We start from the raw sequence: 25553 nt of genomic DNA, 5'->3' as shown, positions 1-25553 counted from the left end.
GGAGCCGGGAGCGTCAGATGAAGTCGACCAGCTCGCCCGCGAGGCCCGTGTAGCCGCCCGGCGTGAGCGCGAGCAGGCGCTGCTTCGCCTCGTCGCCGATGTCGAGGCCCGACACGAACTCGGCCAGCTCGGCCGCGCCGACGCGCCGCCCGCGGGTGAGCTCCTTGAGCATCGCGTACGGGTCGCTGATCGACGAGCGCCCGGCGACGACCTCGGCGCGCACGACGGTCTGGATCGCCTCGCCGAGGATCTCCCAGTTCGCGTCGAGGTCGGCCGCGAGGGCGTCGCGGTCGAGGTCGATCTCGCCGAGCCCGCGGCGGATGTTGTCGAGCGCGAGCATCGAGTGCCCGAGCCCGAGGCCGATGTTGCGCTGCGCCGACGAGTCGGTGAGGTCGCGCTGCAGGCGCGAGGTCACGAGCGTGGCGGCGAGCGAGTCGAGCACGGCCGACGACAGCTCGAGGTTCGCCTCGGCGTTCTCGAACCGGATCGGGTTGATCTTGTGCGGCATGGTCGACGACCCGGTCGCGCCCGCTTGGGGGATCTGCCGGAAGTACCCGAGCGAGATGTAGGTCCAGATGTCGGTCGCGAGGTTGTGCAGCACGCGGTTCGCGTGCGAGATGCGGGCATAGAGCTCGGCCTGCCAGTCGTGCGACTCGATCTGGGTGGTGAGCGGGTTCCAGGTCAGCCCGAGCGACTCGACGAACTCGCGCGAGATCTCGGGCCACGAGGCATCCGGTGCCGCAACCAGGTGCGCGGCGAACGTGCCGGTCGCGCCCGAGAACTTGCCCAGGTACTCGGTGTCGATGACCTGCGAGCGGATGCGGCGGAGCCGGTGCACGAACACCGCGAGTTCCTTGCCCATGGTCGACGGGGTCGCCGGCTGGCCGTGCGTGCGCGAGAGCATCGCGTCGTCGCGGTGGGCGCGGGCCAGGTCGGCCAGTGCGTCGATGACGGCGTCGAACTTCGGCAGCCAGGCATCCGCCACCGCATCGCGCACGGTGACCGCGTAGGAGAGGTTGTTGATGTCCTCGCTGGTGCAGGCGAAGTGCGTGAGCTCGGCGATCGAGTCGAGCCCGAGCGAGGCGAGGCGGCGGCGCACGTAGTACTCGACGGCCTTCACGTCGTGGCGGGTGGTGGCCTCGAGCTCGGCGAGCTCGTCGATGTCGGCCTGGCCGAAGTCGGCGACGACCGCACGCAGCGCGGCCTTCTGCGAATCGGTCAGGGCGGATGCCCCGAAGAAGCCGTGGTCGGTCTGCGCGATCAGCCACTCGACCTCGACGTGCACGCGCGCCCGGTTGAGCCCAGCCTCGGAGAGGTGCTCCCCCAGTTCGACGACCGCCGGACGGTAGCGCCCGTCGAGCGGGCTGAGTGGCTGCGGGGGGAGGTTGCTCATCTGGTTCCCTGTCTGAGTGCGGGTGCGAGCTGGCGGAAGAGCGCCAGCGACGACCGCTCTATCATCCCAAGAACCCGGTCGAACATCGCATCGTCGGAGTAGTAGGGGTCGGGGACGTCCTGCAGCTGGGCCAGCTCGGGGTCGAAGCTCAGCATCATGCGCACCTTCGCGTGGTCGCGCTCGGTGGGCGCCCAGTTGCGCAGGATGCGGGCCTGCGAGCGGTCGAACGCCACGACCAGGTCGAGCTCGGCGAAGCGGGTGGCGTCGAACTGCTGGGCCCGGTGCTGGGAGCCGTCGTAGCCGTGCCGCTCGAGCGCCGCGATCGTGCGCAGGTCGGCCTGCTCGCCCACGTGCCAGTCGCCGGTGGCGGCCGAGTCGATCTCGAGGCGGTCGCCGAGCCCGGCGCGATCCGCGAGGCTCCGCAGCACGACCTCGGCCATGGGCGAGCGGCAGATGTTGCCGGTGCAGACGAAGCAGACACGGAACCGTGGTGGGGTGCTCGGCTCCGAACGCAGCATGACTCCCATTCTGGCGCGGAAACGCCTCCTCCACATCGCCCGTTCGGGGGACGCGGTGCGCCGGCACGCGGCGTCGGCCCCGCGGGCGGGTGCGGGGCGGGGATCGTCGTCGCATGTCGATGCGAACGGATGCCCTCGAGCGGCGCATCTCCACCCTGCATGCGCAGTCCCGGGCGATCTCCGACCTCGCCGGGTGGGTGGCGACTGCCCCGTCGATGCTGCCCGGCGCGGGCGGCACGTGCTGGGCCTCGGCGTCGCGGAACCGGTACGACGCGCGGCTGCGGGACGTGCTGCAGCGGCTGCACGCGGTGCGTGCGCTGCTGGAGGACGGGGCGGATGCCGCGGGGCGCCTCGCCGCCCGGCTGGAGCTCGAGCTCGACCGCGCGGCGGCCGACGACGCCGCGGCGGACGTGCTCGCGGCGCTCGGCGTGGGCACCGGCCGATGAGCGGGATCGCCGTCGGGGGCGGCGGCACGATCGCGGTGTCGACGGACGACCTGCTCGCGGACGCGGCACTGCTGGGGCATGCCGAGCGCGTCCTCTCGGACTGGGCGGCCGAGTCGGCGCGGTTGCGCGCCCTCGACGACGCGTGGGCGGCACCGCATGCGGACGCGGGCGCGGGCTGGGCGCTGGTCGAGGCGGAGCGCCGCCTCGGCGCGGTCGCCGGCGACGTCGCCGAGCTGCGCGCCGCCCTCGTGGAGGCGGCGGAGCGCTACGGCATCGCCGAGCGGGCGATCGCGGCGAGCTGGGAGGCCGGAGGGCGTCTCGCCGCGTTCGCCATCGGTCGGGCGCTTCCGGCAGCGACGGGGCTCGCGTTGCTGCATGCGCCCACGGTCGGGGTGGCGGCGGGGCTGGCCGCGATGTTCGGCCTCGACCCGACCGCGCCCCTCGACCGCCTGGCCGCCTCGGTCGCCGCGCATCCGGAGTGGCTGGCCGACCCGCGCTTCGTGGAGCTCGTGCGCGCCGCCGTGGGCTCGGTCGACGAACTGGCGGCGGGGGTGGCCGGCACGGTGCCGCCGATCGACCTCGGCGTCGCGCCCACGGCCGCCGCGCTCCTCACCGCGTTCGCCCTCACTCGCGGCTTCGGCACCGGGGCCTTCGTCGAGACCGCGGTGCGGGTCGACCGGCTCCCGCCGCCGCCCGGCGGGCTCACGGCCGAGGGACGCGCCCCCGATCCGCGCCGCGGCGAGGCGCTGCGGGGTCCGGCGCCCGCCACGGTGCCGACCGGCGTCGCGGGGCTGGCCGAGCGCATCCCCGCGGACGCCGACGGCGCACGCATCCGGGTCGAGCGCTACGGCACCGAGGCGGCGCCGCGATGGGTCGTCTACATCGGCGGTACCGTCGACGGCGGACTCGTGCCCGACGGAGAGCCGTTCGACATGACGTCGAACCTCCACGCGGTCGCCGCGCGGGAGTCGGCGAGCGAGCGTGCGGTACGCGCCGCGCTCGCCGATGCGGGGGTCGGTGCGGACGACCCGGTGCTGCCCGTCGGCTACTCGCAGGGCGGCATCGTGGCGGCCCGCCTCGCGGCGGCGGGCGACCTGCAGGTGCCCGCGGTCGTGAGCCTGGGCGGGCCGATCGGGCAGGTCGACCTGCCCGACGGCGTGCGCGTGCTGGCGCTCGAGCACGACGACGACCTGGTGCCCGCGCTCGGCGGGCCGGCGCGCGACGAGCCGGATCGGGTCACGGTGTCGCGCACGGCGTACGACGGCCGGGAGACGAGCGATGCGCTTCCCGCGCACGCACTCGACGGCTACCGGGAGACCGCCGCGCTCGCAGACGCCGACCGTGATCCCCGGCTCGCCGCGTTCCGCACCTGGCTCGGCGCGTACGTCGGCGACGACCCGCCCGCCGACACCGGGCTCTGGCGGGCGACGCGGGGCTGAGGCGCCCCGGGCGCCGCGATCAGTCGCGCGTGACCGGGCGGAGGATCAGCCCGAGGATCCAGGAGATGATCGCGACGACGATCGCCCCGAGCACGCCCCACCAGAACCCGTCCACCACGAGCCCGAAGCCCATCAGGCTGCTGATCCAGCCGACGAGCAGGAACAGCAGGCCGTTGACGATCAGGGCGAGCAACCCGAGGGTGAGCACGTACAGCGGGAACGCGATGATGTGCAGCACCGTGCCGATGACGCCGTTGACGAGACCGAAGATGAGGGCGACGAGCAGGTACGTCAGCACCCAGGCCAGCGTCGTGTCCTCGTACGGCTCGACGCTCACGCCCGAGACGATCAGGGTGGTGAGCCAGAGGGCGACCGCGTTGACGATGATCTTCAGCAGGAAGCGCATGCCCCCACTATGGCACCGACCTCCCGCGCGCGGCAGGGGTGTTGACAGGCGCGTCCGTTCCGCGCCACGCGCGCGGGGTACGGTGGTGGGCGTGAGCGACGCCCCAGACCCCGCCGCGCCCGTCCGACTGCGGCCGGAGATCGCCGCGCTCCCCGCCTATCGCCAGGGTCGACCGGCGCCCGCGGCGGGGCACAAGCTCTCGAGCAACGAGAACCCGTTCGATCCGCTGCCCGGCGTGATCGGCGCCGTCGCCGCGGCGGCCGAGTACAACCGGTACCCCGACGCCACGGCCCTGGCGCTGCGCGAGGCGCTCGCCGCCCGGTACGGACGCAGCGTCGACGAGGTGCACATCGGTGCGGGCTCGGTCGCGCTCCTCAGCCAGCTCATCCTCGCCACGTCGGGGCCGGGCGACGAGGTCGTCTACTCGTGGCGCTCGTTCGAGGCCTACCCGGGCCTCGTGACCGTCGCGGGTGCGACGAGCCGTGCCGTGCCCAACCGCCCGGACGCGGGGCACGACATCGATGCGCTGATCGCGGCGGTGACGGATGCCACGCGACTGCTGATCGTCTGCTCCCCCAACAACCCCACCGGCACGATCGTGACCGCGGACGAGTTCGATCGGCTGATGGCCGCCGTGCCGTCCGACCTGCTCGTCGTGCTCGACGAGGCGTACGCGGAGTTCGTGACCGACCCCGACGCCGTCGACGGCATCCCGCTGCTGGACCGCCACCCGAACCTGGTCGTGCTGCGCACGTTCTCGAAGGCGTACGGCCTCGCCGCGCTCCGGGTCGGCTACGCCCTCGGCGGGGCGGCCGTGCTCGACGCCGCCCGCTCGACCGCGATCCCCCTGTCGGTGACCGCCCAGTCGGTCGCCGGTGCGCTCGCGTCGCTCGACGCGGAGGACGCGCTGCTCGAGCGGGTGCGCCACATCGCGATGCGTCGTGACGCGCTGCGGGCCGCGCTGCGGGCCCAGGGCTGGGACGTGCCCGTCGCACAGGGGAACTTCGTCTGGCTGCCCGCGGGCGAGGCCACGGCGGCGGTCGCCGAGCGCCTGTTCGATGCCGGTCTCGTCACCCGGGCGTTCCCGCCGGAGGGCATCCGCATCTCCGTCGGCGAGGAGGAGAGTGTCGACAAGCTCCTAGCCGTTCTGGACGAGCTTGTCGACATGCCACAAGAAGGCCCCTCCACCTAGCGGGTAGCGTGGAACGGTGGCAGCGAGCGACACCGACCCCGATGCGCCCATGGTGCAGATCCTCACGCCCGAGGGCGTGATCGCCCCGAGCGCCGACGCCGAGCCCTACCTGGAGCTCGTCGAGGGCCTCGACGACGCGATGCTCGAGCAGTTCTATCGCGACATGGTGCGCTCGCGCCGCGTCGACGTGGTGGGCGCCAACCTGCAGCGCCAGGGCCAGCTCGCGCTCTGGGTTCCGAGCAACGGGCAGGAGGCCGCGCAGGTCGGCTCGGCGCACGCCGCGCGTCGGCAGGACCACATCTTCCCCGCGTACCGCGAGCACGCCGTCGGCATGATCCGCGGCCTCGACCCGGTGCGCATCATGGCGCTCCTGCGCGGCGCCACGCTCGGCGGCTGGGACCCGGCCGAGAACGGCAACTTCCACCTCTACACGCTGGTGCTGGCGTCGCAGACGCTGCACGCCACCGGGTACGCCATGGGCCTGCGCTTCGACGGGCTCGTCGGCACGGGCGACCCCGACGTCGACACCGCGGTGCTCGTCTACTTCGGCGACGGGTCGACCTCGCAGGGCGACGCGAACGAGGCGCTCGTCTTCGGGTCGAGCTTCCAGACCCCCGAGGTCTTCTTCATCCAGAACAACCACTGGGCCATCTCGGTGCCGGTCGAGCGCCAGTCGCGGGTGCCGCTCGCGCGGCGCGGGTACGGCTTCGGCATGCCGGGCATCCGCATCGACGGCAACGACGTGCTCGCGAGCTACGCGGTCACGCGCACCGCGATGGAGCAGGCGCGATCCGGCTCGGGGCCGAGCCTGATCGAGGCGCTCACCTACCGCATGGGCGCGCACACGACCGCCGACGACCCCACCAAGTACCGCCCGGAGGGCGAGCTCGAGTCGTGGATCGCGCGCGACCCGATCACGCGGTACCGCACGTGGCTCGAGGGTCGCGGCGCGTCCGCGCAGTTCTTCGACGACGTCGCCGCCGAGGCCGACGACTACGCCGCGGACGTGCGGCGCCGCGCGCTCGAGCTGACCGCACCGTCGCGCGACCAGATCTTCGCGCACGTGTACGCGGAGCCGCATCCGCTCATGGCGCAGCAGGCGGAGTGGCTCGAGCGCTACGAGTCCGGCTTCGAGGGAGGTGCGGTATGACCCGCGAGGTCCGTGAACGCGACGCGGTCGACGAGGTGCCCCCGGTGGCACCCGCTCCCCCGGCTCCCGGTGGGCAGCGAGCGGAGCCGTCCGGCTCGGCGCCCGACCCCGGGGCATCCGCCCCCGTCGCCGACGAGGCGCCCGCCCGCCGCGGCGTCCAGTCGATGCCGATGGGCAAGGCCATCAACGCCGGGCTGCGCGAGGCGCTCGCCGGCGACCCCAAGGTGCTGCTCATGGGCGAGGACATCGGCCCGCTCGGCGGCGTCTTCCGCGTGACCGAGGGCCTGCACGCCGAGTTCGGCTCCGACCGGGTCATCGACTCGCCCCTCGCCGAGTCGGGCATCGTGGGCACCGCGATCGGACTGGCCATGCGCGGCTACCGGCCGGTGCTCGAGATCCAGTTCGACGGCTTCGTCTTCCCGGCGTTCGACCAGATCACCACCCAGCTCGCCCGCCAGAACCTGCGCCACGACGGCCGGATGCCGATGCCGATCGTGATCCGCATCCCCTACGGCGGCCACATCGGCTCGATCGAGCACCACCAGGAGAGCCCGGAGGCGTACTTCACGCACACGCCGGGCCTGCGCGTGGTGAGCCCGTCGTCGCCGCACGACGCCTACTGGATGATCCAGGAGGCGATCGCCTCGAACGACCCGGTCGTCTTCTTCGAGCCGAAGAGCCGGTACTGGCCGAAGGGCCCGGTCGACCTCGACCACGCGGGCATCGAGCTGCATGCCAGTCGGGTCATGCGTCGCGGCACCGACGTCACGGTGGTGGGACACGGCGCCATGATCGCGACGCTGCTGCAGGCGGCCGACATCGCCGAGCAGGAGGGACGCAGCCTGGAGGTCGTCGACCTCCGCTCGCTCTCCCCCATCGACTACGGCCCCCTGGTCGACTCCGTGCAACGCACGGGCCGGCTCGTCGTCGCACAGGAGGCCGCCGGGTTCACCAGCCTCGGCTCCGAGGTCGCGGCGACGATCGCCGAGCGCTGCTTCTACTCGCTCGAGGCGCCCGTGCTGCGGGTCTCCGGCTTCGACACCCCGTTCCCGCCCGCCGCCCTGGAGGCGGACTTCCTGCCGAGCCCCGATCGCGTGCTCGAGGCCGTCGACCGCGCACTCGCCTACTGAGCGCCCGAGGAGCACCATGACCGAGATGCAGTTCCCCCTCCCCGACGTCGGCGAGGGGCTCACCGAGGCCGAGATCGTGTCGTGGCGCGTCGCGCCGGGCGACCGCATCGAGCTCGACCAGGTGTTCGTCGAGATCGAGACCGCCAAGTCGCTCGTCGAGTTGCCGAGCCCGACCGAGGGCGTGGTCAGCGCGCTGCTCGTGGAGGTCGGCCAGACCGTCGACGTGGGCACCCCGATCGTGACGGTGCAGACGGATGCCGCGAGCGGCATGCAGTCCGACGCGAGCGCGCCCGCGCCGTCGGAGGCCGCCCAGGTCGCCGCGGACACCGCGTCGACCGTCGCGTCGGAGCCCGAGCCCGAGGCATCCGGCGCCGTGCTCGTCGGTCACGGGAGCTCGGGGCCCGCGTCGAGCCGCCGCAAGCGGCACCCCGCTCCCCCCGTGGCGCACGAGCACTTCGCCGAGCCCGCCCCCGCACCCGCGGCGGGTGCGCCGACGAAGCTCGCCGGCCCGCGTCCAGACTCCGACGTGCCGGTCATCGCGAAGCCGCCGATCCGCAAGCTCGCCAAGGACCTCGGGGTCGACCTGAACCGGGTGACCGCGACGGGCCCGATCGGCGAGATCACGCGCGACGACGTGATCCGCGAGGCGAGCCAGGCGAGCGTCTTCCGCAACATCCAGACGCCCGAGACGCCCTCCGACCGCGAGCACCGCGTGCCCGTCAAGGGCGTGCGCAAGGCCATCGCCTCGGCGATGGTCGAGAGTGCATACTCCGCGCCGCATGTGAGCGTGTTCGTCGACGTCGACGCGACCCGCACGATGGAGTACGTGAAGCGTCTGAAGGCCTCCCCCGACTTCGCGGGCGTCAAGGTGTCGCCACTGCTCATCATGGCCAAGGCGATGATCTGGGCCGTGCGGCGCAACCCGACGGTGAACGCGCAGTGGACCGACCGGGAGATCGTGGTCAAGCACTACGTCAACCTCGGCGTGGCGGCCGCGACGCCCCGCGGGCTCATCGTGCCGAACGTCAAGGAGGCGCAGGCGATGAGCATGGTGGAGCTCGCCACGGCGCTCGAGCAGCTGACCCTCACGGCCCGCGAGGGCAAGACGCAGCCTCCCGAGATGCAGGGCGGCACCATCACGGTGACGAACATCGGCGTGTTCGGCATGGACACCGGCACCCCGATCCTGAACCCCGGCGAGGTGGCCATCGTCGCGCTCGGCACGATCAAGCAGAAGCCGTGGGTCGTCGACGGGGAGGTGCGTCCGCGCTTCGTGACGACGATCGGGGCGTCGTTCGACCACCGCGTGGTCGACGGCGACGTGGCGTCGCGATTCCTCGCCGACGTCGCGTCGATCATCGAGGAGCCGGCGCTCCTGCTGGAGTGAGTCGCCCGTAGGCGTTCCGCCCGGCGCGGGGCGGGGTCAGGCCCCCGCGTCCTCCGCGGCCGGTCGCGCCCCCGAGGTGCCCTCGGCTTCAGCGCCCTCGGCTTCAGTGCCCTCGCCTTCGGGGCGTTCGACCTCGGGGTGCTCGGACGCCGGGTCGCGCAGCACGATGGCCTCGAGCTGGCCGGTCGTCGGCAGGTGGCGTTCGTAGCGCCGCATCGTCGCGTCGCGGGCGATCTCGTGCATGCCCGCGGCGCGCATGGCGCGGACCGCCGCGACGTTCGACGCCTCCGCGTCGGCGCGCGCTCGCGCGGCGCCGTTCGCCGCGGCGACGCCGAGCGCGAGCCGCACCACCTCGCGCGCGAGGCCCTGGCCGCGCACGGCCGGCACGAGTGCGAACGCGAACTCGACCGTTCCGGTCGCGTCGGGCGGGCCGTAGAAGGTGACGGCACCGACGGCGGGACCGCCGTCGCCGCGACGGATGAGGTACGGACCGAAGGGTGCCGGATCGCCCTCCTCCTCGACGATGTCGAGGAACGCGCGGACGAGTTCCATCTCGTCGGCGAAGGCGTAGCCGCCCTCCCAGCCCTCGCCGGGCGCGCGATCGCCGGCCAGGATGCGACGGGCTTCGGGAACGGTGAACGGATGCAACGTCAGGGAGCTGGTCGTCGTCGGATCCACGTCATCCACCTTCGCACGGGTCGGCGTCGACACGCCAGAGTGTTCCACAACGTGTCACCCCGCGTGCACCGGAAGGTCGGTCGCCGCGGGGTGCGGCCGTCGCTCGGCACGCCGCTCGAACGCCCCGCGGTCCTATCGATGTTGACAATCATTATCAATAAGGGATAGGTTCGTCGCATGCGATCCACCGTGCCCGCTGCCCTCGCCCTCCTCGCGACCGGCGCCCTCGTGCTCTCCGGCTGCGCCACGGCCGTGACCGCCGACGGCGGCTCCGGCCCGAGCGTGGTCGCCACGACCACCCAGGTCGCCGACTTCACGCGCGAGCTGGTGGGGGAGCAGGTCGAGGTGACGCAGCTCGTGGGCCCGAACCGGAGCGCGCACGACTTCGACCCGTCGGCGGCGCAGCTGCTCGCCCTCGCGAACGCCGACGCCCTGGTGGTCAACGGTGCGGGCCTCGAGACGTGGCTCGACGACGTGATCGACGCCTCGGGGTTCGACGGCACGCTCATCGACGCGAGCACGGGCGTGCCGCTGCTGGCCGGCGGCGATCACGACCACGCCGACGAGGCTCACGACGACGAGGCCCACGACGAGGAGACGGACGACCACGCCGACGACGCCGACGCGGGGGAGTCGGGCAACCCGCACATCTGGACCGACCCCGCACGCGCGGCCCTCATGGTCGAGAACATCGCAGCGGGCCTGGAGCAGGTCGACGGCATCGACGCGGCCACGCTCGAGTCCGCCGAGGACGCGTACCTCGGCCAGCTCGACGCGCTCGACGCCTGGATCCACGAGAACGTGGACCCCGTTCCCGTGGCGGACCGACTGCTCGTCACCAACCACGACGCCTTCACGTACTTCGTCGACGCATACGAGATCACGTACGTCGGCAGCATCATCCCCGGGTTCGACGACAACGCGGAGCCCAGCGCCGCGGAGCTCGACGCGCTCATCGCCGCGATCCGGGCGACCGGCGCGCGCGCCGTGTTCTCGGAGCAGTCGATCCCCCCGGACGCCGCGCGCACCATCGCCCGGGAGGCGGGGGTCGAGGTGTACGACGGCGACGACGCGCTGTACGGCGACTCGCTCGGCGTGGCGGGCAGCGACGGCGAGACGTACCTCGGCAGCCAGGTGCACAACGTGCAGCTGATCGCCGGGTCGTGGGGCGTGGAGGTCACCGAGCCGCCCGCCGTGCTGGGAGGATGAGCGCATGACCAGCTCGCCGGTGCTGCACCTCGACCACGCCGCCTTCGCGTACGGCGGCACCGTGGGTGTGCGCGACGTCACGCTCGACGTCGCTCCCGGCGAGGCGGTCGCGCTGATCGGGCCGAACGGCGCGGGGAAGTCGACGGTCCTCAAGGGCGTCCTCGGCCTCATCCCGCTCGTCGGCGGACGCATGCGCCTGGAGGCATCCGTCGCCTCGCTGCCCCAGACGGCGGACCTCGATCCCGAGTTCCCGATCACCCTGCGACAGGTCGTCATGCAGGGCCGGTACCGTTCGATGGGCTTCTTGCGGATGCCCGGACGACACGATCGCGCCGCCGTCGCCGACGCCCTCGACGCGGTCGGCCTGGCCGACCGGTCGAAGGCGCGCTTCGGCGACCTGTCCGGCGGCCAGCGGCAACGCGGTCTGCTCGCCCGCGCGCTCGCGAGCGAGCCCGGACTGCTGCTGCTCGACGAGCCGTTCAACGGCCTCGACCAGCCGAACCGCGATGCCCTGCTGCAGACCCTCCACGACCTGAAGTCCCGCGGAATCGCGGTGCTCGTGTCGACGCACGACCTCGACCTCGCGCGCGAGACCTGCGACACGGCCCTGTTCCTGAACCGCACGCAGCTGGCCTGCGGGCCGGTGGACGCGACGCTCACGCTCAAGACCGTGCAGCGCTGCTTCGGCGACGTCGGCGTCGAGGTGGACGAGCACACCCTCGTGGTGCCCGATCACGAGGGCCGGGAGTGACCTCGGACGGCCGTCGGGCCCGGGGGAGCGCACCATGACGATCGACCAGATGCTGTTCGGGGCATATACGCTCCCGTTCATGTCGCGGGCACTGGTCGCGATGCTCGCGCTGGCCCTCGTGGCGAGCCTCATCGGCGTGCTCGTGAACCTGCGGGGGCTGGAATTCATCAGCGACGGCCTCACCCACGCGGTCTTCCCGGGGCTCGCGATCGGCTTCGTCGCCGGCGGCGAGCCCGGGCTCGTCGTCGGTGCGACGATCGCCGCGGTCGTCGCGGCGATCGCGCTCACCCTCGTCGCACGGGCCGGCGTGGCATCCGACTCGGCGATCGCCATCGTGCTCACGGGCGCGTTCAGCGTGGGCGTCATCGTCGTCTCGGGCGGCTCCGACTTCGCCGGCCAGCTCGAGACGCTGCTGTTCGGTCGGCTGCTCACCATCGACGCGGCGACGCTGCCGCTGCTGCTCGTGATCTGCGCCGTCGCGCTCGCGCTGGCCTGGGGCACCAGGTCGCGCCAGCTGTTCCGGGCGTTCGATCCGGCCGGCAGCGAGGCCGCGGGCGTGCGTCCGCTGGCCACCGACCTCGTGCTCAACGTCGCCATCGCACTCGTGGTCGTCGCCGCGTCGAGCACCGTCGGCAGCCTGCTCGTGCTGGCCGTGCTCATCGTCCCCGGCGCGGTGGCGCGACTCGCGACGACGAGCCTGCTCGCGCTCTTCCCGATCGCCGGGGCCTTCGCGGCGCTGGCGTCGTGGCTCGGCCTCTCCGCGGGCTTCGGCATCTCGGTCGGCACCGGTGTCGACCTGCCGGGCGGCGCGACCGTGGTGGCGGTCTTCGTACTGGGCTACGCGATCGCCCTCGTGGGACGGCTCGCCGTCGACGGCGTCCGCGCCCGGCGGACGCGGGACGTCGCGGCGCCGGGGCGGGAGCGCACCGGGGGAGTGACGGCATGAGCTACTTCGAGCGCGCCCTCGTCGCCGTCGTCGTCATCGGCGCGGTCTCGGGCCTCGTCGGGTCGGTCGTCGTGCTCCGCCGCCGCGTCTTCTTCGCACAGGCCCTCACCCACGGCACGTTCCCGGGGGCCGTCGCCGCGGCGGCGCTCGGCGTGGCGGTACCGCTCGGCGCGGCCGTGGCGTCGGTCGCCCTCGTCGGCGTGATGCTGCTCGTCTCCCGGATGCGCTCGCAGGGCGCGCAGGTCGCCGCGGGCATCGTCCTCACCGCCGGATTCGCGCTCGGCGCGATCCTGCAGGCGGTGCTCCCCGACCTGCCCGTGCGCGCGGAGGCGTTCCTGATCGGGTCGGTCCTGACGGTGAGCGAGGCGGACCTCGTGCTGTCGGCGACCGTGCTCGTGATCGCCGTCGCCGCGTTCGCCGCGTTCGGCAAGGAGCTCGTCTTCTCCACGTTCGACCCCGTCGGGTACCGGGCGGCGGGGTACCGTGGCTGGCCCATGGAACTCCTGGTGCTCGCCCTCGTCGCCGCCACCGTCGTCTCGTCGCTGCCCGCGGTGGGGGCGATCCTCGCGATCGCGCTGATCGCGGCGCCCGCCGCGGCCGCACGGCTGCTCATGCCGACGGTCGGGCTCATCGTGGTGACGGCACCGCTGATCGGCGCTGCGTCGGGGGTGATCGGCCTGCTCGTGTCACGCGAGTGGGGCGTCGCAGCGGGGCCGGCGATCGCGCTCGCCGCGTGCGCATTCTTCCTGCTCGCCCTGGTCGCCCGCGGTGCGCGCCGCCTGCACCCGCGATCGCTGCACCTGCCGGTCGAGACGGCCGAGGAGGTGGTCGCGCGATGAAGCGGCAGACCTGGCAACGCGAGGCCGTGCGCGAGGCGCTCGACCGCACCGACGGCTTCATCAGCGCGCAGGCGCTGCACACCGCCCTGCACGAGGCAGGCTCGCCGATCGGCCTCGCGACCGTGTACCGGGCGCTGGCCGACCTGGCGACCACGGGGGAGGCGGACTCGCTGCAGTCGCCGGAGGGCGAAGCGCTCTACCGCGCGTGCAGCACCACCGGGCACCACCACCACCTCATCTGCCGCTCGTGCGGCCGCACCGTGGAGATCGCCGCCGACGAGGTCGAGCAGTGGGCGAAGTCCGTCGCGGCGCAGCACGGATTCACCCAGGCCGCGCACGTCGTCGACGTCTTCGGCCTGTGCGCCGAATGCACCCGGCGGGCGCAGGGGCGCGAGCATCAGGTAACGAAACCGTAACGCTCCACGATCCGCATGCTGGTGGTGATCGGACGGGGCTCAGGGATCGCGATCCACGCGTGACGGGCGCCCTGAGGCCCGCCGGGACTTGCCCTGAGCCTGAGGATCGCTAAGGTTGGGGCGGCCCACCCCGGCCACCCGCCCAGCCCGCGGGCCCGCCGTACCGAACGGCGGGAACGTACGGTCGATCAGCGTTCCGCGCCCCAGATGGTCGCGGTCCGCGACGTCGTCAGATTCGCGAGATTCCTTCCCGGAGCACAGGTCTGCGTTCCACTCGCTCGAGTCGCCGTCGCGCACGTCGTCGACCCGGGCGCAAGCAATGACGCGTGCCCTCAAGCCGACGAGCATCACCGGCCGCCAGGGGCGCGCACGGAGACGCAACGTGACGCAACCCCCTGCCCCGATCGCGACCCCTCCCGGCGAGCCCGACGCGCCCGCCCTCGAGGTGCGCGGGCTCTACAAGTTCTTCGGCCGCCGCGCCGGCGAGGCCGTGCAGCGCCTCCGCGACGGCGCCACCCGCGACGAGCTCGCGGGCCTCGGCACCGCCGCGGTCATCGACGCCGACTTCGCCGTGCGCCGCGGCGAGATCTTCGTGGTCATGGGGCTCTCGGGCTCCGGCAAGTCCACCCTGATCCGCACGCTCAACGGCCTGCTCGAGCCCACCGCCGGCACCATCACGGTGTCGGGGGAGGAGATCACGGGCATCTCGCCGAAGCGCCTCCGCGACGTGCGCCGGCGCCGCATCTCCATGGTCTTCCAGCACTTCGCCCTGCTGCCGCACCGCACGGTGCTCGACAACGCCGCCTACGCCCTCGAAGTGCAGGGCGTGTCGCTCGCCGAGCGCACCGAGCGGGCGCGCACCGTGCTCGAGCGCGTGGGCCTCGGCGGCTGGGAGGACAAGCTCCCCGGCGAGCTCTCCGGCGGCATGAAGCAGCGCGTCGGCCTCGCCCGCGCCCTCGCCGCCGACACCGACATCCTGCTCATGGACGAGGCCTTCTCGGCGCTCGACCCGCTGATCCGCCGCGAGATGCAGGAGCAGCTCATCGAGCTGCAGCAGGAGCTCGGCAAGACGATCGTCTTCATCACCCACGACCTCAACGAGGCGATGTTCCTCGGCGACCGCATCGCCGTCATGCGCGACGGTCGCATCGTGCAGCTCGGCACCGCCGAGGAGATCCTCACCGACCCCGCCGACGACTACGTCGCGCAGTTCGTGCAGGACGTCGACCGGGCCCGCGTGCTGACCGCGTCCAACGTCATGGAGCAGGCACGCGCCGTCATGAGCGCGTCGGCCGGCCCGCGCCACGCCCTGCGCATCATGCGCGACCTGCAGACCTCGGTCGTCTACGTCGTGGGGGGCGGGCGGCGCCTGCTCGGCATCGTCCGCGACCGCGAGGTGCTGAAGCTCGTGCGCGACGGCGTCACCAGCCTCGACTCGGCCATCAGCGACGACTACCCCGTGGTCGGCCCCGACGAGCTGCTCTCCGAGCTGCTCGGCACGTCGGTCGAGTCCGACCTGCCGATCGCCGTCGTCGACGACCAGCAGCGCCTGGTCGGCGTCGTGCCCCGGGTCACGCTGCTCGCCGCGCTCGGCAACGTCTCGAGCGACACCGGTGCCCAGCCGGTCATCGAGCTGCCCCACACGACCATCCCGATCGACGTCTTCACCGAGACGCTGCACGGCACGGCCGACGGCAACGGCGACGGCGGCGCGCACGAGGCATCCGCCCCCGCCGTCGACGACATCGACGAATCGGATGCCGCGAGCGAGAGGAGCCCCGCGTGAACGAGTTCCGCCTCCCCCTCGGCCAGTGGGTCGAGGACTTCATCGACGTCCTGACCGAGGCCCTCTCCGGCTTCTTCGCGGTCGTGCGCGCCGTCTTCCTCGGCTTCTACGACGGCGTCGACTGGGTGCTCTCCACCCCGCCGTTCTGGGCGATCATCGTGCTCGTCGCGGCGCTCGCCTGGTGGGCCCGCGGCTGGAAGCTCGCGGTCGGCTCCGCGGTCGGCCTCCTCGTGATCCTGGGCGTCGACCAGTGGGAGAACGCCATGGACACCCTGGCGCTCGTGCTCGTCGCGTCGGCGATCGCCGTCGTGATCGCGATCCCCGTCGGCATCCTCGCGGCGCGCAGCGACCTCGCCTCGAAGGTCATCAAGCCGATCCTCGACTTCATGCAGACGATGCCCGCCTTCGTCTACCTGATCCCCGCGCTCATCCTGTTCCGCGTCGGCGTCGTGCCCGGCATCGTCGCGACGATCGTGTTCGCGATGGCGCCCGGCGTGCGGCTCACCGAGCTCGGCATCCGCGGGGTCGACTCCGAGGTGGTCGAGGCCGGCCAGGCGTTCGGCTCGTCGCCCGGCCGCATCCTGCGCCAGATCCAGCTGCCGCTGGCGATGCCGTCGATCATGGCGGGCGTCAACCAGGTCATCATGCTCTCGCTCTCGATGGTCGTCATCGCGGGCATGGTCGGCGCGGGCGGCCTCGGCGGCGACGTCGTGGCGAGCCTGAACCGCATCGACGTGGCGCTCGGCTTCGAGGCGGGCCTGTCGGTCGTGATCCTCGCGGTCATCCTCGACCGCATCACCGGTGCGTTCGGCGGCGGCCTGCGTCGCCGCAAGCGGTCGAAGCCGAAGGCGGATGCCTCCGGCGAGGCGCCCGCCGCAGCATCCGAGGAGCCCGCACCGGCCACCGCCGGCGCCCCCGCCTGACCCCACTCACATCCCCACAGAGACCACCGGCCGGACCCGTCCGGCCGGATCGGACCGGACGGCGGCCCGCGACGCCACGAGCGTCGAGGCCGCCCGTCCACCATCCGTGCGTACCCGCCCGGATCCCCAACACCCGCGTACCCACAGCACGCGGGAGGAAAGGAACACCATGAACAAGCGACACCTCACCGGCGCACTCGCCCTCGGTGCCGCCGCGAGCCTCGTGCTCGCCGGCTGCGCCTCCGACGGCGACAGCGCGGACAGCGGCAGCGACGACGCCGCATCGCAGGAGATCACCATCGCCGTCTTCAACGGCTGGGACGAGGGCATCGCGGCCAGCGAGCTCTGGAACGCGATCCTCACCGAGCAGGGCTACGACGTCACCCTCGAGTACGCCGACGTCGCCCCGGTCTTCTCGGGCCTCTCGACCGGCGACTACGACGCCACCTTCGACGTCTGGCTGCCGCAGACGCACGCCTCGTACATCGAGGAGTACGGCGACGACATCGCCGACCTCGGCGCCTGGAACGAGGAGGCGGCCCTCACCATCGCGGTGAACGAGGACGCCCCGATCGACTCGCTCGCCGAGCTCGCCGAGAACGCGGACGCGTTCGGCAACCGCATCGTCGGCATCGAGCCCGGCGCCGGCCTCACCGCCGCCACCGAGGACTCGGTCATCCCGACCTACGGCCTCGAGGACATGGAGTTCCTGACCTCGTCGACCCCGGCCATGCTCGCCGAGCTGACCGCGGCCACCGACGCGGGCGAGAACATCGCCGTGACCCTGTGGCGTCCGCACTGGGCCTACGACGCGTTCCCGATCAAGGACCTCGAGGACCCCGAGGGCACCCTGGGCACCGCCGAGGGCATCCACGCCTACGCCAAGGCCGACTTCGAGGACGAGTTCCCCGAGGTCGCCGGCTGGCTCTCGAACTTCTCGATGGACAGCGAGCTGCTCTACTCCCTCGAGAACGTCATGTTCAACGAGAACGACACCGACGACTACGGCCCCATCGTGGCCGACTGGATGTCGGAGAACCAGGAGTGGGTCGACTCCCTCACCCAGTGAGGATCGGCTGACCCGGACGGCGCGTGATGCGCCGCACCGGTTCACCACCTGATCGGATGCCGCGGGCCGCGAGTGCTGCCCGCGGCATCCGTGCGTCCGGGGCGGCACCCGATCAGCCGGACCGGGGGGTGCGGGCGCGGCGGCGGCGGGAGTAGGGTCGGCGGCGGGAGCCGGGGCGGGGGCCCACGGCCGGAGGGGGGACTCCGATGACCGACCAGCGCACCACTCGCTCCGCCGAGCAGACGTCCGGACTGCTGGAGCCGCGGTTCCTCCGGCCGGGGGAGTCGACGATCTCCGACCACGACGTCTTCCCGCAGCACGAGGAGCTGCCGCAGACGGCGTACCAGATCGTGCACGACGAGATCATGCTCGACGGCAACGCGCGGCTGAACCTCGCGACCTTCGTCGGCACCTGGATGAACGACGAGTCGCGCAAGCTCTACGTCGACGCCGCCGACAAGAACATGGTCGACAAGGACGAGTACCCGCGCACCGCGGCCATCGAGGAGCACTGCTGGAAGATGCTCGCCGGGCTCTGGAACGCGCCCGACCCGAAGCACACGATCGGCACGTCGACGATCGGGTCGTCGGAGGGGGCGATGCTCGGCGGGCTGGCGATGAAGCGCCGCTGGCAGCAGGCCCGCCGCGCCGCCGGGAAGTCGACCGAGCGGCCGAACCTCGTCATGTCGAGCGCCGTGCAGGTGTGCTGGGAGAAGTTCTGCAACTACTTCGAGGTCGAGATGCGGCTGGTGCCGATCAGCGAGGAGCATCCGTGCCTCGACGGCAGCCAGGTGGCCGACTACGTGGACGAGCACACGATCGGCGTGGTCGCCATCATGGGCGTGACCTACACGGGTGCGTACGAGCCCGTGCAGGAGATCGCGGCGGCGCTCGACGCGCTGGAGGCCGAGACCGGCCTCGACGTGCCGATCCACGTCGACGGGGCCTCGGGCGGCATGGTCGCGCCGTTCATCCAGCCCGACATCGTGTGGGACTTCCGGCTCGAGCGGGTGCACTCCATCAACACGTCCGGCCACAAGTACGGGCTCGTCTACCCCGGAGTCGGCTGGGTCGTCTGGCGCACCCGCGACCTGCTGCCCGAGGAGCTCATCTTCGAGGTGAGCTACCTCGGCGGGTCGATGCCCACGCTCGCACTCAACTTCTCGCGGCCGGGCGCGCCGATCCTGCTCCAGTACTTCATGTTCCTGCGGCTCGGCCGCGAGGGGTACCGCGCCGTGCAGCAGGACTCGCAGAACGTGGCGAAGTACCTCTCGGCGGGCATCGCGGCGCTCGGCCCGTTCGCGCTGTGGAACGACGGCAGCGACATCCCGGTCTTCGCCTGGCGCCTGAAGGACGAGGCCAGCCACAACTGGACCCTCTACGACCTGCAGGACCGCCTGCGCATGAAGGGCTGGTTGGTGCCGGCGTACCCGATGCCCGACGACCTCGCGGATGTCACGGTGCAGCGCATCGTCGTGCGCAACGGACTCACGATGGACCTCGCCGACGAGCTTCTCGACGACATCCGCACGGCGACCGAGTACCTCGAGCAGCTGCAGACGCCGATGCCCGACACCGGCAACCGCTCGGCGTTCCACCACTGAGCCCCTCGGTCGCCCGACGACGGACCACGATTCGGCCGTGACCGGCCGGTCTGGTATTCTGGCTCGTTGGCTGGGTACTTCCACTGCCCAGACCGCGACACTCCCCCTCGAATCCATGCGATCCGTCGTGTGCGTTCGGCGGGGTGCGTCAGCAGACAAGAGACCTTGGGAGGGGCATCCGCCCCTCGGTATTGGAGGAAAGACCAATGGCAGCAGTGTGCCAGGTGACCGGAGCCGTTCCCGGCTTCGGCCACAACATCTCGCACTCGCACCGCCGGACGAAGCGCCGCTTCGACCCGAACGTGCAGAAGAAGACGTACTACGTGCCGTCGCTGCGTCGTAACGTCACCCTGAACGTGTCCGCCAAGGGCATCAAGGTGATCGACGCTCGTGGCATCGAGGCCGTCGTCAAGGACATCCAGGCTCGTGGGGTGAAGCTCTAATGGCCAAGCAGCAGGACATCCGTCCCATCATCAAGCTTCGTTCGACCGCGGGCACCGGCTACACCTACGTGACCCGCAAGAACCGTCGCAACAACCCCGACCGCCTCGTGCTCAAGAAGTACGACCCCGTGGTGCGCAAGCACGTCGACTTCCGAGAGGAGCGCTAGACAATGGCCAAGAAGAGCAAGATCGCGCGCAACGAGCAGCGCAAGGTGATCGTCGACCGGTACGCCGAGAAGCGCGCCGAGCTGAAGAAGACGCTCGTCGACCCGAACGCGACCGACGAGGCCCGCGAGGCCGCCCGCGTCGGCCTGCAGAAGCTCCCCCGCAACGCCTCGCCGGTGCGCGTGCGTTCGCGTGACGCCATCGACGGCCGCCCCCGCGGCGTGCTGACGAAGTTCGGCATCTCGCGCGTGCGCTTCCGCGACATGGCGCACCGTGGCGAGCTGCCCGGCATCACCAAGTCGAGCTGGTAACCACTCCACGCATCCACGAAGGGCCGTCCCGATCTCGGGGCGGCCCTTCGTCGTCTCCGGGGTGCCCCGGAGGTGCGGCGGCCACGGGCCCTCCACGCCCGGGACACGCCGGGGGAAAATCCTGTGAACCCCCGGAAATCCGCGTGTTTCCGGGGATCTCTGTTACATTCGAGGCGGCCGATCGGCCACGGGGGATCCCCTTCAGGGCGCCTCCGACACAACTGAAACAGCTGTACCGAAACAGTGAAGGTCCGAGGAGGACATCCAATGGCTGACAAGTCGCTGAACAAGACCGACCTCGTCGCGAAGATCGCGGCGGACACGGACTTGAGCCAGGCCGCCGTCGACAAGGTGCTCGGCAGCCTCTTCGACGTGATCGCGGAGTCGGTCGCGGCCGACACCAAGGTCTCGATCCCCGGGTGGCTCGCCGTCGAGCGCACGCACCGCGCTGCGCGCACCGGCCGCAACCCGCAGACGGGCGCCGAGATCACGATCCCGGCCGGCTACTCGGTCAAGGTCAGCGCGGGCTCGAAGCTCAAGGCTGCCGCCAAGTAGCGACACACGTACCTCACGAGGAGGGCGTCGGCTCCGGCCGGCGCCCTCCTCGTGTCTGCGGGTCGGGGGCGAGCGGATGCCTCGCGGCCGTCGCGCGCGGGGGCGGGCACGTGCCCGGGCACCCGCCCGCGCGAAACCCGGCCCTGTCCAGCGCTTAGGCTGGTCTGGTGCCCCGCTCCGCCCGCGTGTTCGGCCCCGCCGTGCTGCTCCTCGCCGCCGTCGTGGCGACCCTCGCGGGCCTCGTCGTCGGTGGCGGCGCCGACCCCCTCCCGCTGCAGGACGCGGGCCCGACCGTGCGCTGGGGCCTGCCGATCGCGAAGCTGTTCGTCAACCTCGGCGTGGCGGGCACCCTCGGCGGTCTCGTCATGGCCCTCTGGGCCCTCGCGCCCGAGAAGAAGGAGTTCGGCGCGGCGCTCGACGTCGCCGCCGCATCCGCAGCCGTCTTCACCGTCGCGTCCGCCGCGACCACGCTCTTCACGTTCCTCAGCGTGAGCGGTGCCGCGCTCACCTTCGACGACCGGTTCGGCGCGGCACTCGGCCAGTTCCTCACCAGCATCGAGCTGGGGCAGGCGTGGCTCGCCACGACCCTGGTCGCCGCCGCCGTGACGGTGCTGTGCTTCGCGGTGCGCAACCACACCGCCCTCGTCTTCGTCGCCGTGCTCGCGCTGGTCGCGCTGGTGCCGATGGCGGAGCAGGGGCACGCCGCAGGCACCTCGGGCCACGACCAGGCGATCACCGCGCTCGGCCTGCACCTGGTGTTCGCGGGCGTCTGGATCGGCGGACTGGTCACGATCGTGCTCCTCCGCGGGGCGTTCGAGCCCGGGCGCCTGCCGGTGATCGTCGCCCGGTACTCGACCGTCGCGCTGATCTCGTTCATCGTCGTGGCGTTCTCGGGCTACGTCAGCGCCGCGCTGCGGGTCGGCAGCCTCGACGAGCTCGCGACCCCGTACGGCGCGCTGGTCGTCGCCAAGCTCGTCGCGCTGCTCGCACTGGGCGGCTTCGGCGCCCTGCAGCGACGCTGGCTGATCGGGCGGATGCAGCGGGCCGGTGCACCCGCCGGCGGCACGACCCGCACCCCCGGCGCGTTCTGGGGCCTCGTGGTCGGCGAGCTCGTCTTCATGGGCATCGCCTCGGGGGTCGCCGCGGCGCTCGCGCGCACCGCGACGCCGGTCGAGCAGGTGCCGGCGACCGAGCTCGCGCAGCCGACCCCGGCCGAACTGCTCACGGGCGAGCTGCTGCCGCCGCCCCCGTCGGTCGAGCACTACCTGACGCTGTGGAACTGGGACCCGCTGTGGATGCTCGGCTGCGCGTTCGGCGTGTTCTTCTACCTCGCCGGCGTCGTGCGCCTGCGCCGCCGCGGCGACCGCTGGCCCATCTACCGCGCCGTGCTCTGGGTGGCGGGCATGCTGCTGCTGTTCTGGATCACGAACGGCGGCGTGAACGCCTACCAGGAGACCCTCTTCTCGGCGCACATGCTCGCGCACATGACCCTCACGATGGCGGTGCCCGTGCTGCTGGTGCCCGGGGCGCCGGTCACCCTCGCCGCGCGCGCGATCCACGCCCGGAAGGACGGCAGCCGCGGCGGCCGCGAGTGGATCCTGCTCGCGGTGCACTCGCGGTTCGCGGGCATCATCGCGAACCCGATCGTCGCCGCGGTGCTGTTCGCGGGCTCGCTCTGGGTGTTCTACTACTCGGGCCTGCTGCGCTGGGCGATGGAGGACCACATCGGTCACGAGTGGATGATCGTCCACTTCCTCATCACCGGGTACCTGTTCGTGCAGTCGCTCATCGGCATCGACCCGGTGCCGTACCGCCTGCCGTACCCGTTCCGCCTCCTGCTGCTGCTGGCGACCATGGCGTTCCACGCGTTCTTCGGCGTCGCCCTCATGATGGGCACCGGACTGCTCGCCGCCGACTGGTACGGCGCGATGGGCTGGGGCACCGACGCGCTCGTCGACCAGCGCCTCGGCGGCGGCATCGCCTGGTCGATCGGCGAGGTGCCGACGCTCGCGCTTGCGATCACCGTCGCGGTGCAGTGGTCGCGCAGCGACGAGCGCGAGTCGCGCCGGCGCGACCGGCACGCCGACCGCACGGGCGACGCGGAGCTCGCCGAGTACAACGCCCGCCTCGCGGCGATCGCGGAGCGCGACGCGCGCCGCTGACCCCGAGCGCCCGTGGCCGCCGCACGCGCTCGGCGCGGCTCAGCGCAGTTCGATCGCGAGCGACCCGTCGGGCTTGATCCAGGTGGTCAGCGCCAGCACGATGGGCCGGTCCTCCTCCAGCTGGGAGACGCTCCCGTCGAACAGCGACTGCACCTCGACGGAGATGTGCGCGGTGCCCTCGGTGCGGGGCATCTCGAACGCGTCGTCGCCCGCGGTGAGGGTCACGACCGGGAACTCGACGATGGACCACTCGGGCGTGGAGAGCACGCGGTCGTCGATCACGATGCCGAAGGGGCATCCGCTCGGCTGCAGCACCTGCTGGGTCGCGCAGGTCTCGGACAGGTACCCGTCGACCTCCTCCTGCACGCGCTGCACGAACACGTCGGTCGGGGCGGTGACCAGCACGACCTCGTTCTCGCCCCCGCGCACCACGGGCAGCTCCACGGCGGGTGCGGCGAGCAGCTGCGAGTCGTAGGCGAACGAGTACGCGGCGGGCGCGATCGTCAGGTACGGCGCCTCCTGCGAGAACGCGGCGAGGTCGTCGCCCGTCTTGCCGACGCGCGTGTCGAGGGTGAGGGAACCGACCTGGAACAGCGCACCGTTCTCGACGGTGACGTCGGTGACCGCGAGCGGGCTCTCCGCGAACTCCCACCGCGCGAGCACGCCGTAGAGCGGCTCGAGCGGGCGCAGCACGTAGGTCGACTCGTTGATGGTCGTGCCGATGCGGTAGCTGGCGGTCACGACGCGCTCGCCGTCCTCGTCGCCCTCGACGTCGCTGATGATGCGCACGTCCTCGGGGCCGTGGTCGAGCACGCCCGAACGCAGCATCGCGGTCGAGACGTCGGCGTCGAGGCCGCGCTCCTCGAGCTCGGCGGCCGTGAGCTCGACGCCGGGCGTCGCCATGACCTGCGCGATGTCGTCGTCGGCGATCGCCTGCAGGTAGCGCTCGACGAACGTGGACGAGCCGTAGACGGTGCGATTGAGCGCCCCCACCGATGACACGAACGCGACCACGAGGAGCACGGCGAGCAGCGACCAGCCGACGGCCGCCCAGACCGACACGCCGGGGGGTCGGTCGGTCTCGGTCGCCATTCCCCAAGTCTACGGTCGGGCGGTCACGCGCTCCTGAGAGCCCGCGTGGGCCAGCTCGCGCCGCAGCTGGCGCACCTCGACCGCGCACGGCCCGGCCTGTGGAGAAGGCGGGCGGATGCCGCGGGGCGGCGCATCGGCGTCGCGGGCGCCCGGCGCGGCTACAGTGGGGGCGTCCGTCACCCGTCGTCCGGAGTCGCCGCACGTGTCATCCGTCACCCTCACCCGCGAGCAGCAGGCCGTGTTCGCGCTCATCGAGGGCACACGCGACCACGTGTTCGTCACGGGCCGCGCGGGCACGGGCAAGTCGACCCTGCTGAACCACCTGAACTGGCACACCTCGAAGCAGATCGTGATCTGCGCGCCCACGGGCGTGGCGGCGCTGAACGTCGGCGGGCAGACGATCCACTCGCTGTTCCGCCTGCCGATCGGGGTCATCGCCGACCACGAGATCGAGCAGAACGACACGGTGCGCAAGCTCCTGAACGCGATGGACACGCTCGTGATCGACGAGGTGTCGATGGTCAACGCCGACCTGATGGACGCGATGGACCGTTCGCTGCGGCAGGCGCGCCAGCGCCCGCACGAGGCGTTCGGCGGCGTGCAGGTCGTGCTGTTCGGCGACCCGTACCAGCTCGCGCCGGTGCCGGGCGGAGACCGCGACGAGCGGTCGTATTTCGCCGACACCTACCGCTCGATCTGGTTCTTCGACGCGAAGGTGTGGAACGAGGCCGACCTGCGCATCGTCGAGCTCGGCGAGATCCACCGGCAGCACGACGACGAGTTCAAGCACATGCTGAACGCGGTGCGGCACGGCATGGTGACCGCCGAGATCGCCGGGGTGCTGAACGACGTGGGCGCCCGCAGGCCGCTGCCCGAGGAGGGCGCCATCACGCTCGCCACCCGCAACGACACCGTCAACCGCATCAACGCGGCCAGGCTGCATCGCCTGCCGGGCACCTCGAAGGGCAACCCGGCCGAGGTGAACGGCGACTTCGGCGGGCGCGCGTACCCGGCCGACGAACTGCTCGAGCTGAAGGTGGGCGCGCAGGTCATGTTCCTGCGCAACGACGTCTCGATGGCCGGCGAGCCGCCGCGCTGGGTGAACGGCACGATCGGCACCGTGACGAACCTGAAGCGCGAGCTGCGGGTCGAGGTCGACGGCGACGAGGTCGAGGTCGAGCCCGCCACGTGGGAGAAGTTCAAGTACAGCTGGGACCCGGTGCGCAAGCGCCTCGAGAAGGAGATCGTCGCCGAGTTCACCCAGTTCCCGCTGCGGCTGGCCTGGGCGGTGACGATCCACAAGTCGCAGGGTGCGAGCTACGACACCGCCATCGTCGACCTCGGCCAGCGGGCGTTCAGCCCGGGCCAGACGTACGTGGCGCTCAGCCGGCTGACGGCGCTCGACGGGCTCTACCTCCAGCGACCGCTGCGCCCCGGCGACGTGATGGTCGACGAGCACGTCGAACGGTTCATGTCGGGCGCGATCCGGCAGCTCGCGGGCTGACGCGCGTCGTCCACGGCGTCGACGGCGGGCGGGTGGACG

The 25553-nt window shown here is 72.1% G+C and carries 26 protein-coding genes; 21 read left to right on the top strand and 5 right to left on the bottom strand.

The window, feature by feature from the left end; translation table 11 throughout:
* Positions 1-13: 13 nt before the first annotated feature.
* Both purB and ABZK10_RS04930 read right to left on the bottom strand, forming a co-directional pair.
* The gene (purB, locus tag ABZK10_RS04935) at positions 14-1393 is read right to left on the bottom strand and encodes an adenylosuccinate lyase (RefSeq protein ID WP_353808075.1); all 1380 of its coding nucleotides are present in this window, start codon (positions 1391-1393) and stop codon (positions 14-16) included.
* A complete protein-coding gene (locus ABZK10_RS04930) occupies positions 1390-1920 on the bottom strand; it encodes a low molecular weight protein-tyrosine-phosphatase (RefSeq protein WP_436408485.1) in 531 nt (176 codons plus the stop codon). The genes purB and ABZK10_RS04930 overlap by 4 nt, the downstream gene beginning before the upstream one ends.
* Before the next feature lie 104 nt (positions 1921-2024).
* Here ABZK10_RS04930 and ABZK10_RS04925 point away from each other — a divergent pair, with 104 nt between their 5' ends.
* Both ABZK10_RS04925 and ABZK10_RS04920 read left to right on the top strand, forming a co-directional pair.
* A complete protein-coding gene (locus ABZK10_RS04925) occupies positions 2025-2357 on the top strand; it encodes a hypothetical protein (RefSeq protein WP_353808073.1) in 333 nt (110 codons plus the stop codon).
* Positions 2354-3796, top strand: coding sequence for a proline dehydrogenase family protein (locus ABZK10_RS04920; protein ID WP_353808072.1), 1443 nt, complete (start codon positions 2354-2356; stop codon positions 3794-3796). The genes ABZK10_RS04925 and ABZK10_RS04920 overlap by 4 nt, the downstream gene beginning before the upstream one ends.
* 19 nt (positions 3797-3815) lie before the next feature.
* Here ABZK10_RS04920 and ABZK10_RS04915 read toward each other — a convergent pair whose 3' ends face one another.
* A complete protein-coding gene (locus ABZK10_RS04915; RefSeq protein WP_353808071.1) occupies positions 3816-4202 on the bottom strand; it encodes a phage holin family protein in 387 nt (128 codons plus the stop codon).
* 91 nt (positions 4203-4293) lie between these two features.
* Between ABZK10_RS04915 and ABZK10_RS04910 the strand changes: the two genes are divergently transcribed.
* The 4 genes from ABZK10_RS04910 to ABZK10_RS04895 all read left to right on the top strand — a co-directional run bounded on the left by ABZK10_RS04910 (position 4294) and on the right by ABZK10_RS04895 (position 9061).
* Complete coding sequence (locus tag ABZK10_RS04910) at positions 4294-5394, top strand: histidinol-phosphate transaminase (RefSeq protein ID WP_353808070.1); 1101 nt, start codon at positions 4294-4296, stop codon at positions 5392-5394.
* A 49-nt stretch (positions 5395-5443) separates the two neighbouring features.
* Positions 5444-6544, top strand: coding sequence for a thiamine pyrophosphate-dependent dehydrogenase E1 component subunit alpha (locus ABZK10_RS04905; protein ID WP_353809603.1), 1101 nt, complete (start codon positions 5444-5446; stop codon positions 6542-6544).
* Positions 6545-6708: 164 nt separating this feature from the next.
* A complete protein-coding gene (locus ABZK10_RS04900; protein WP_353809602.1) occupies positions 6709-7674 on the top strand; it encodes an alpha-ketoacid dehydrogenase subunit beta in 966 nt (321 codons plus the stop codon).
* Between the two features lie 16 nt (positions 7675-7690).
* Entirely contained in the window at positions 7691-9061 is a 1371-nt protein-coding gene (locus ABZK10_RS04895; RefSeq protein WP_353808069.1) for a dihydrolipoamide acetyltransferase family protein, read from the top strand.
* 36 nt (positions 9062-9097) lie between these two features.
* Here ABZK10_RS04895 and ABZK10_RS04890 read toward each other — a convergent pair whose 3' ends face one another.
* A complete protein-coding gene (locus tag ABZK10_RS04890; protein ID WP_353808068.1) occupies positions 9098-9739 on the bottom strand; it encodes a GNAT family N-acetyltransferase in 642 nt (213 codons plus the stop codon).
* Between the two features lie 177 nt (positions 9740-9916).
* Between ABZK10_RS04890 and ABZK10_RS04885 the strand changes: the two genes are divergently transcribed.
* From ABZK10_RS04885 to ABZK10_RS04820, 14 genes are all read left to right on the top strand, one after another.
* Positions 9917-10948, top strand: coding sequence for a metal ABC transporter substrate-binding protein (locus tag ABZK10_RS04885; RefSeq protein ID WP_353808067.1), 1032 nt, complete (start codon positions 9917-9919; stop codon positions 10946-10948).
* A gap of 4 nt (positions 10949-10952) precedes the next feature.
* Positions 10953-11699: a metal ABC transporter ATP-binding protein gene (locus tag ABZK10_RS04880; protein ID WP_353808066.1), complete on the top strand. Its 747-nt coding sequence runs from the start codon at positions 10953-10955 to the stop codon at positions 11697-11699.
* Between the two features lie 34 nt (positions 11700-11733).
* On the top strand, positions 11734-12645 hold the full coding sequence (locus ABZK10_RS04875; RefSeq protein WP_353808065.1) for a metal ABC transporter permease: 912 nt from the start codon (positions 11734-11736) through the stop codon (positions 12643-12645).
* Entirely contained in the window at positions 12642-13484 is an 843-nt protein-coding gene (locus tag ABZK10_RS04870; RefSeq protein WP_353808064.1) for a metal ABC transporter permease, read from the top strand. Before ABZK10_RS04875 ends, ABZK10_RS04870 begins: the two co-directional genes overlap by 4 nt.
* A complete protein-coding gene (locus ABZK10_RS04865; RefSeq protein ID WP_353808063.1) occupies positions 13481-13900 on the top strand; it encodes a Fur family transcriptional regulator in 420 nt (139 codons plus the stop codon). Before ABZK10_RS04870 ends, ABZK10_RS04865 begins: the two co-directional genes overlap by 4 nt.
* A gap of 382 nt (positions 13901-14282) precedes the next feature.
* Positions 14283-15686 (top strand): quaternary amine ABC transporter ATP-binding protein, encoded by a 1404-nt coding sequence (locus ABZK10_RS04860; RefSeq protein ID WP_353808062.1) that lies wholly within the window; start codon positions 14283-14285, stop codon positions 15684-15686.
* Positions 15683-16609: an ABC transporter permease gene (locus ABZK10_RS04855; protein WP_353808061.1), complete on the top strand. Its 927-nt coding sequence runs from the start codon at positions 15683-15685 to the stop codon at positions 16607-16609. Before ABZK10_RS04860 ends, ABZK10_RS04855 begins: the two co-directional genes overlap by 4 nt.
* 169 nt (positions 16610-16778) lie before the next feature.
* Complete coding sequence (locus ABZK10_RS04850; protein ID WP_353808060.1) at positions 16779-17678, top strand: glycine betaine ABC transporter substrate-binding protein; 900 nt, start codon at positions 16779-16781, stop codon at positions 17676-17678.
* 206 nt (positions 17679-17884) lie between these two features.
* Positions 17885-19282, top strand: a complete 1398-nt coding sequence (gene gad / locus ABZK10_RS04845; RefSeq protein ID WP_353808059.1) for a glutamate decarboxylase — start codon at positions 17885-17887, stop codon at positions 19280-19282.
* Positions 19283-19488: 206 nt separating this feature from the next.
* Positions 19489-19725, top strand: coding sequence for a 50S ribosomal protein L28 (rpmB, locus tag ABZK10_RS04840; protein ID WP_136708936.1), 237 nt, complete (start codon positions 19489-19491; stop codon positions 19723-19725).
* Positions 19725-19892, top strand: a complete 168-nt coding sequence (rpmG, locus tag ABZK10_RS04835) for a 50S ribosomal protein L33 (protein WP_021760158.1) — start codon at positions 19725-19727, stop codon at positions 19890-19892. The genes rpmB and rpmG overlap by 1 nt, the downstream gene beginning before the upstream one ends.
* Before the next feature lie 3 nt (positions 19893-19895).
* Positions 19896-20201: a 30S ribosomal protein S14 gene (gene rpsN, locus ABZK10_RS04830; protein ID WP_281883778.1), complete on the top strand. Its 306-nt coding sequence runs from the start codon at positions 19896-19898 to the stop codon at positions 20199-20201.
* A 267-nt stretch (positions 20202-20468) separates the two neighbouring features.
* Positions 20469-20756, top strand: coding sequence for an HU family DNA-binding protein (locus ABZK10_RS04825; protein ID WP_353808058.1), 288 nt, complete (start codon positions 20469-20471; stop codon positions 20754-20756).
* A 167-nt stretch (positions 20757-20923) separates the two neighbouring features.
* On the top strand, positions 20924-22918 hold the full coding sequence (locus ABZK10_RS04820) for a bifunctional copper resistance protein CopD/cytochrome c oxidase assembly protein (protein WP_353808057.1): 1995 nt from the start codon (positions 20924-20926) through the stop codon (positions 22916-22918).
* Between the two features lie 39 nt (positions 22919-22957).
* On the opposite strand, the gene ABZK10_RS04815 is transcribed toward ABZK10_RS04820, so the two are convergent.
* Positions 22958-24010: a hypothetical protein gene (locus ABZK10_RS04815; RefSeq protein WP_353808056.1), complete on the bottom strand. Its 1053-nt coding sequence runs from the start codon at positions 24008-24010 to the stop codon at positions 22958-22960.
* A gap of 202 nt (positions 24011-24212) precedes the next feature.
* Between ABZK10_RS04815 and ABZK10_RS04810 the strand changes: the two genes are divergently transcribed.
* A complete protein-coding gene (locus ABZK10_RS04810) occupies positions 24213-25514 on the top strand; it encodes an ATP-dependent DNA helicase (protein ID WP_353808055.1) in 1302 nt (433 codons plus the stop codon).
* The last annotated feature ends 39 nt before the right edge of the window (positions 25515-25553 follow it).

Source organism: Agromyces sp. SYSU T00194 (assembly GCF_040496035.1).
In the GTDB taxonomy this organism is placed as follows: domain Bacteria; phylum Actinomycetota; class Actinomycetes; order Actinomycetales; family Microbacteriaceae; genus Agromyces; species Agromyces chitinivorans.
This window is presented reverse-complemented; position numbering and strand designations above follow the sequence as displayed.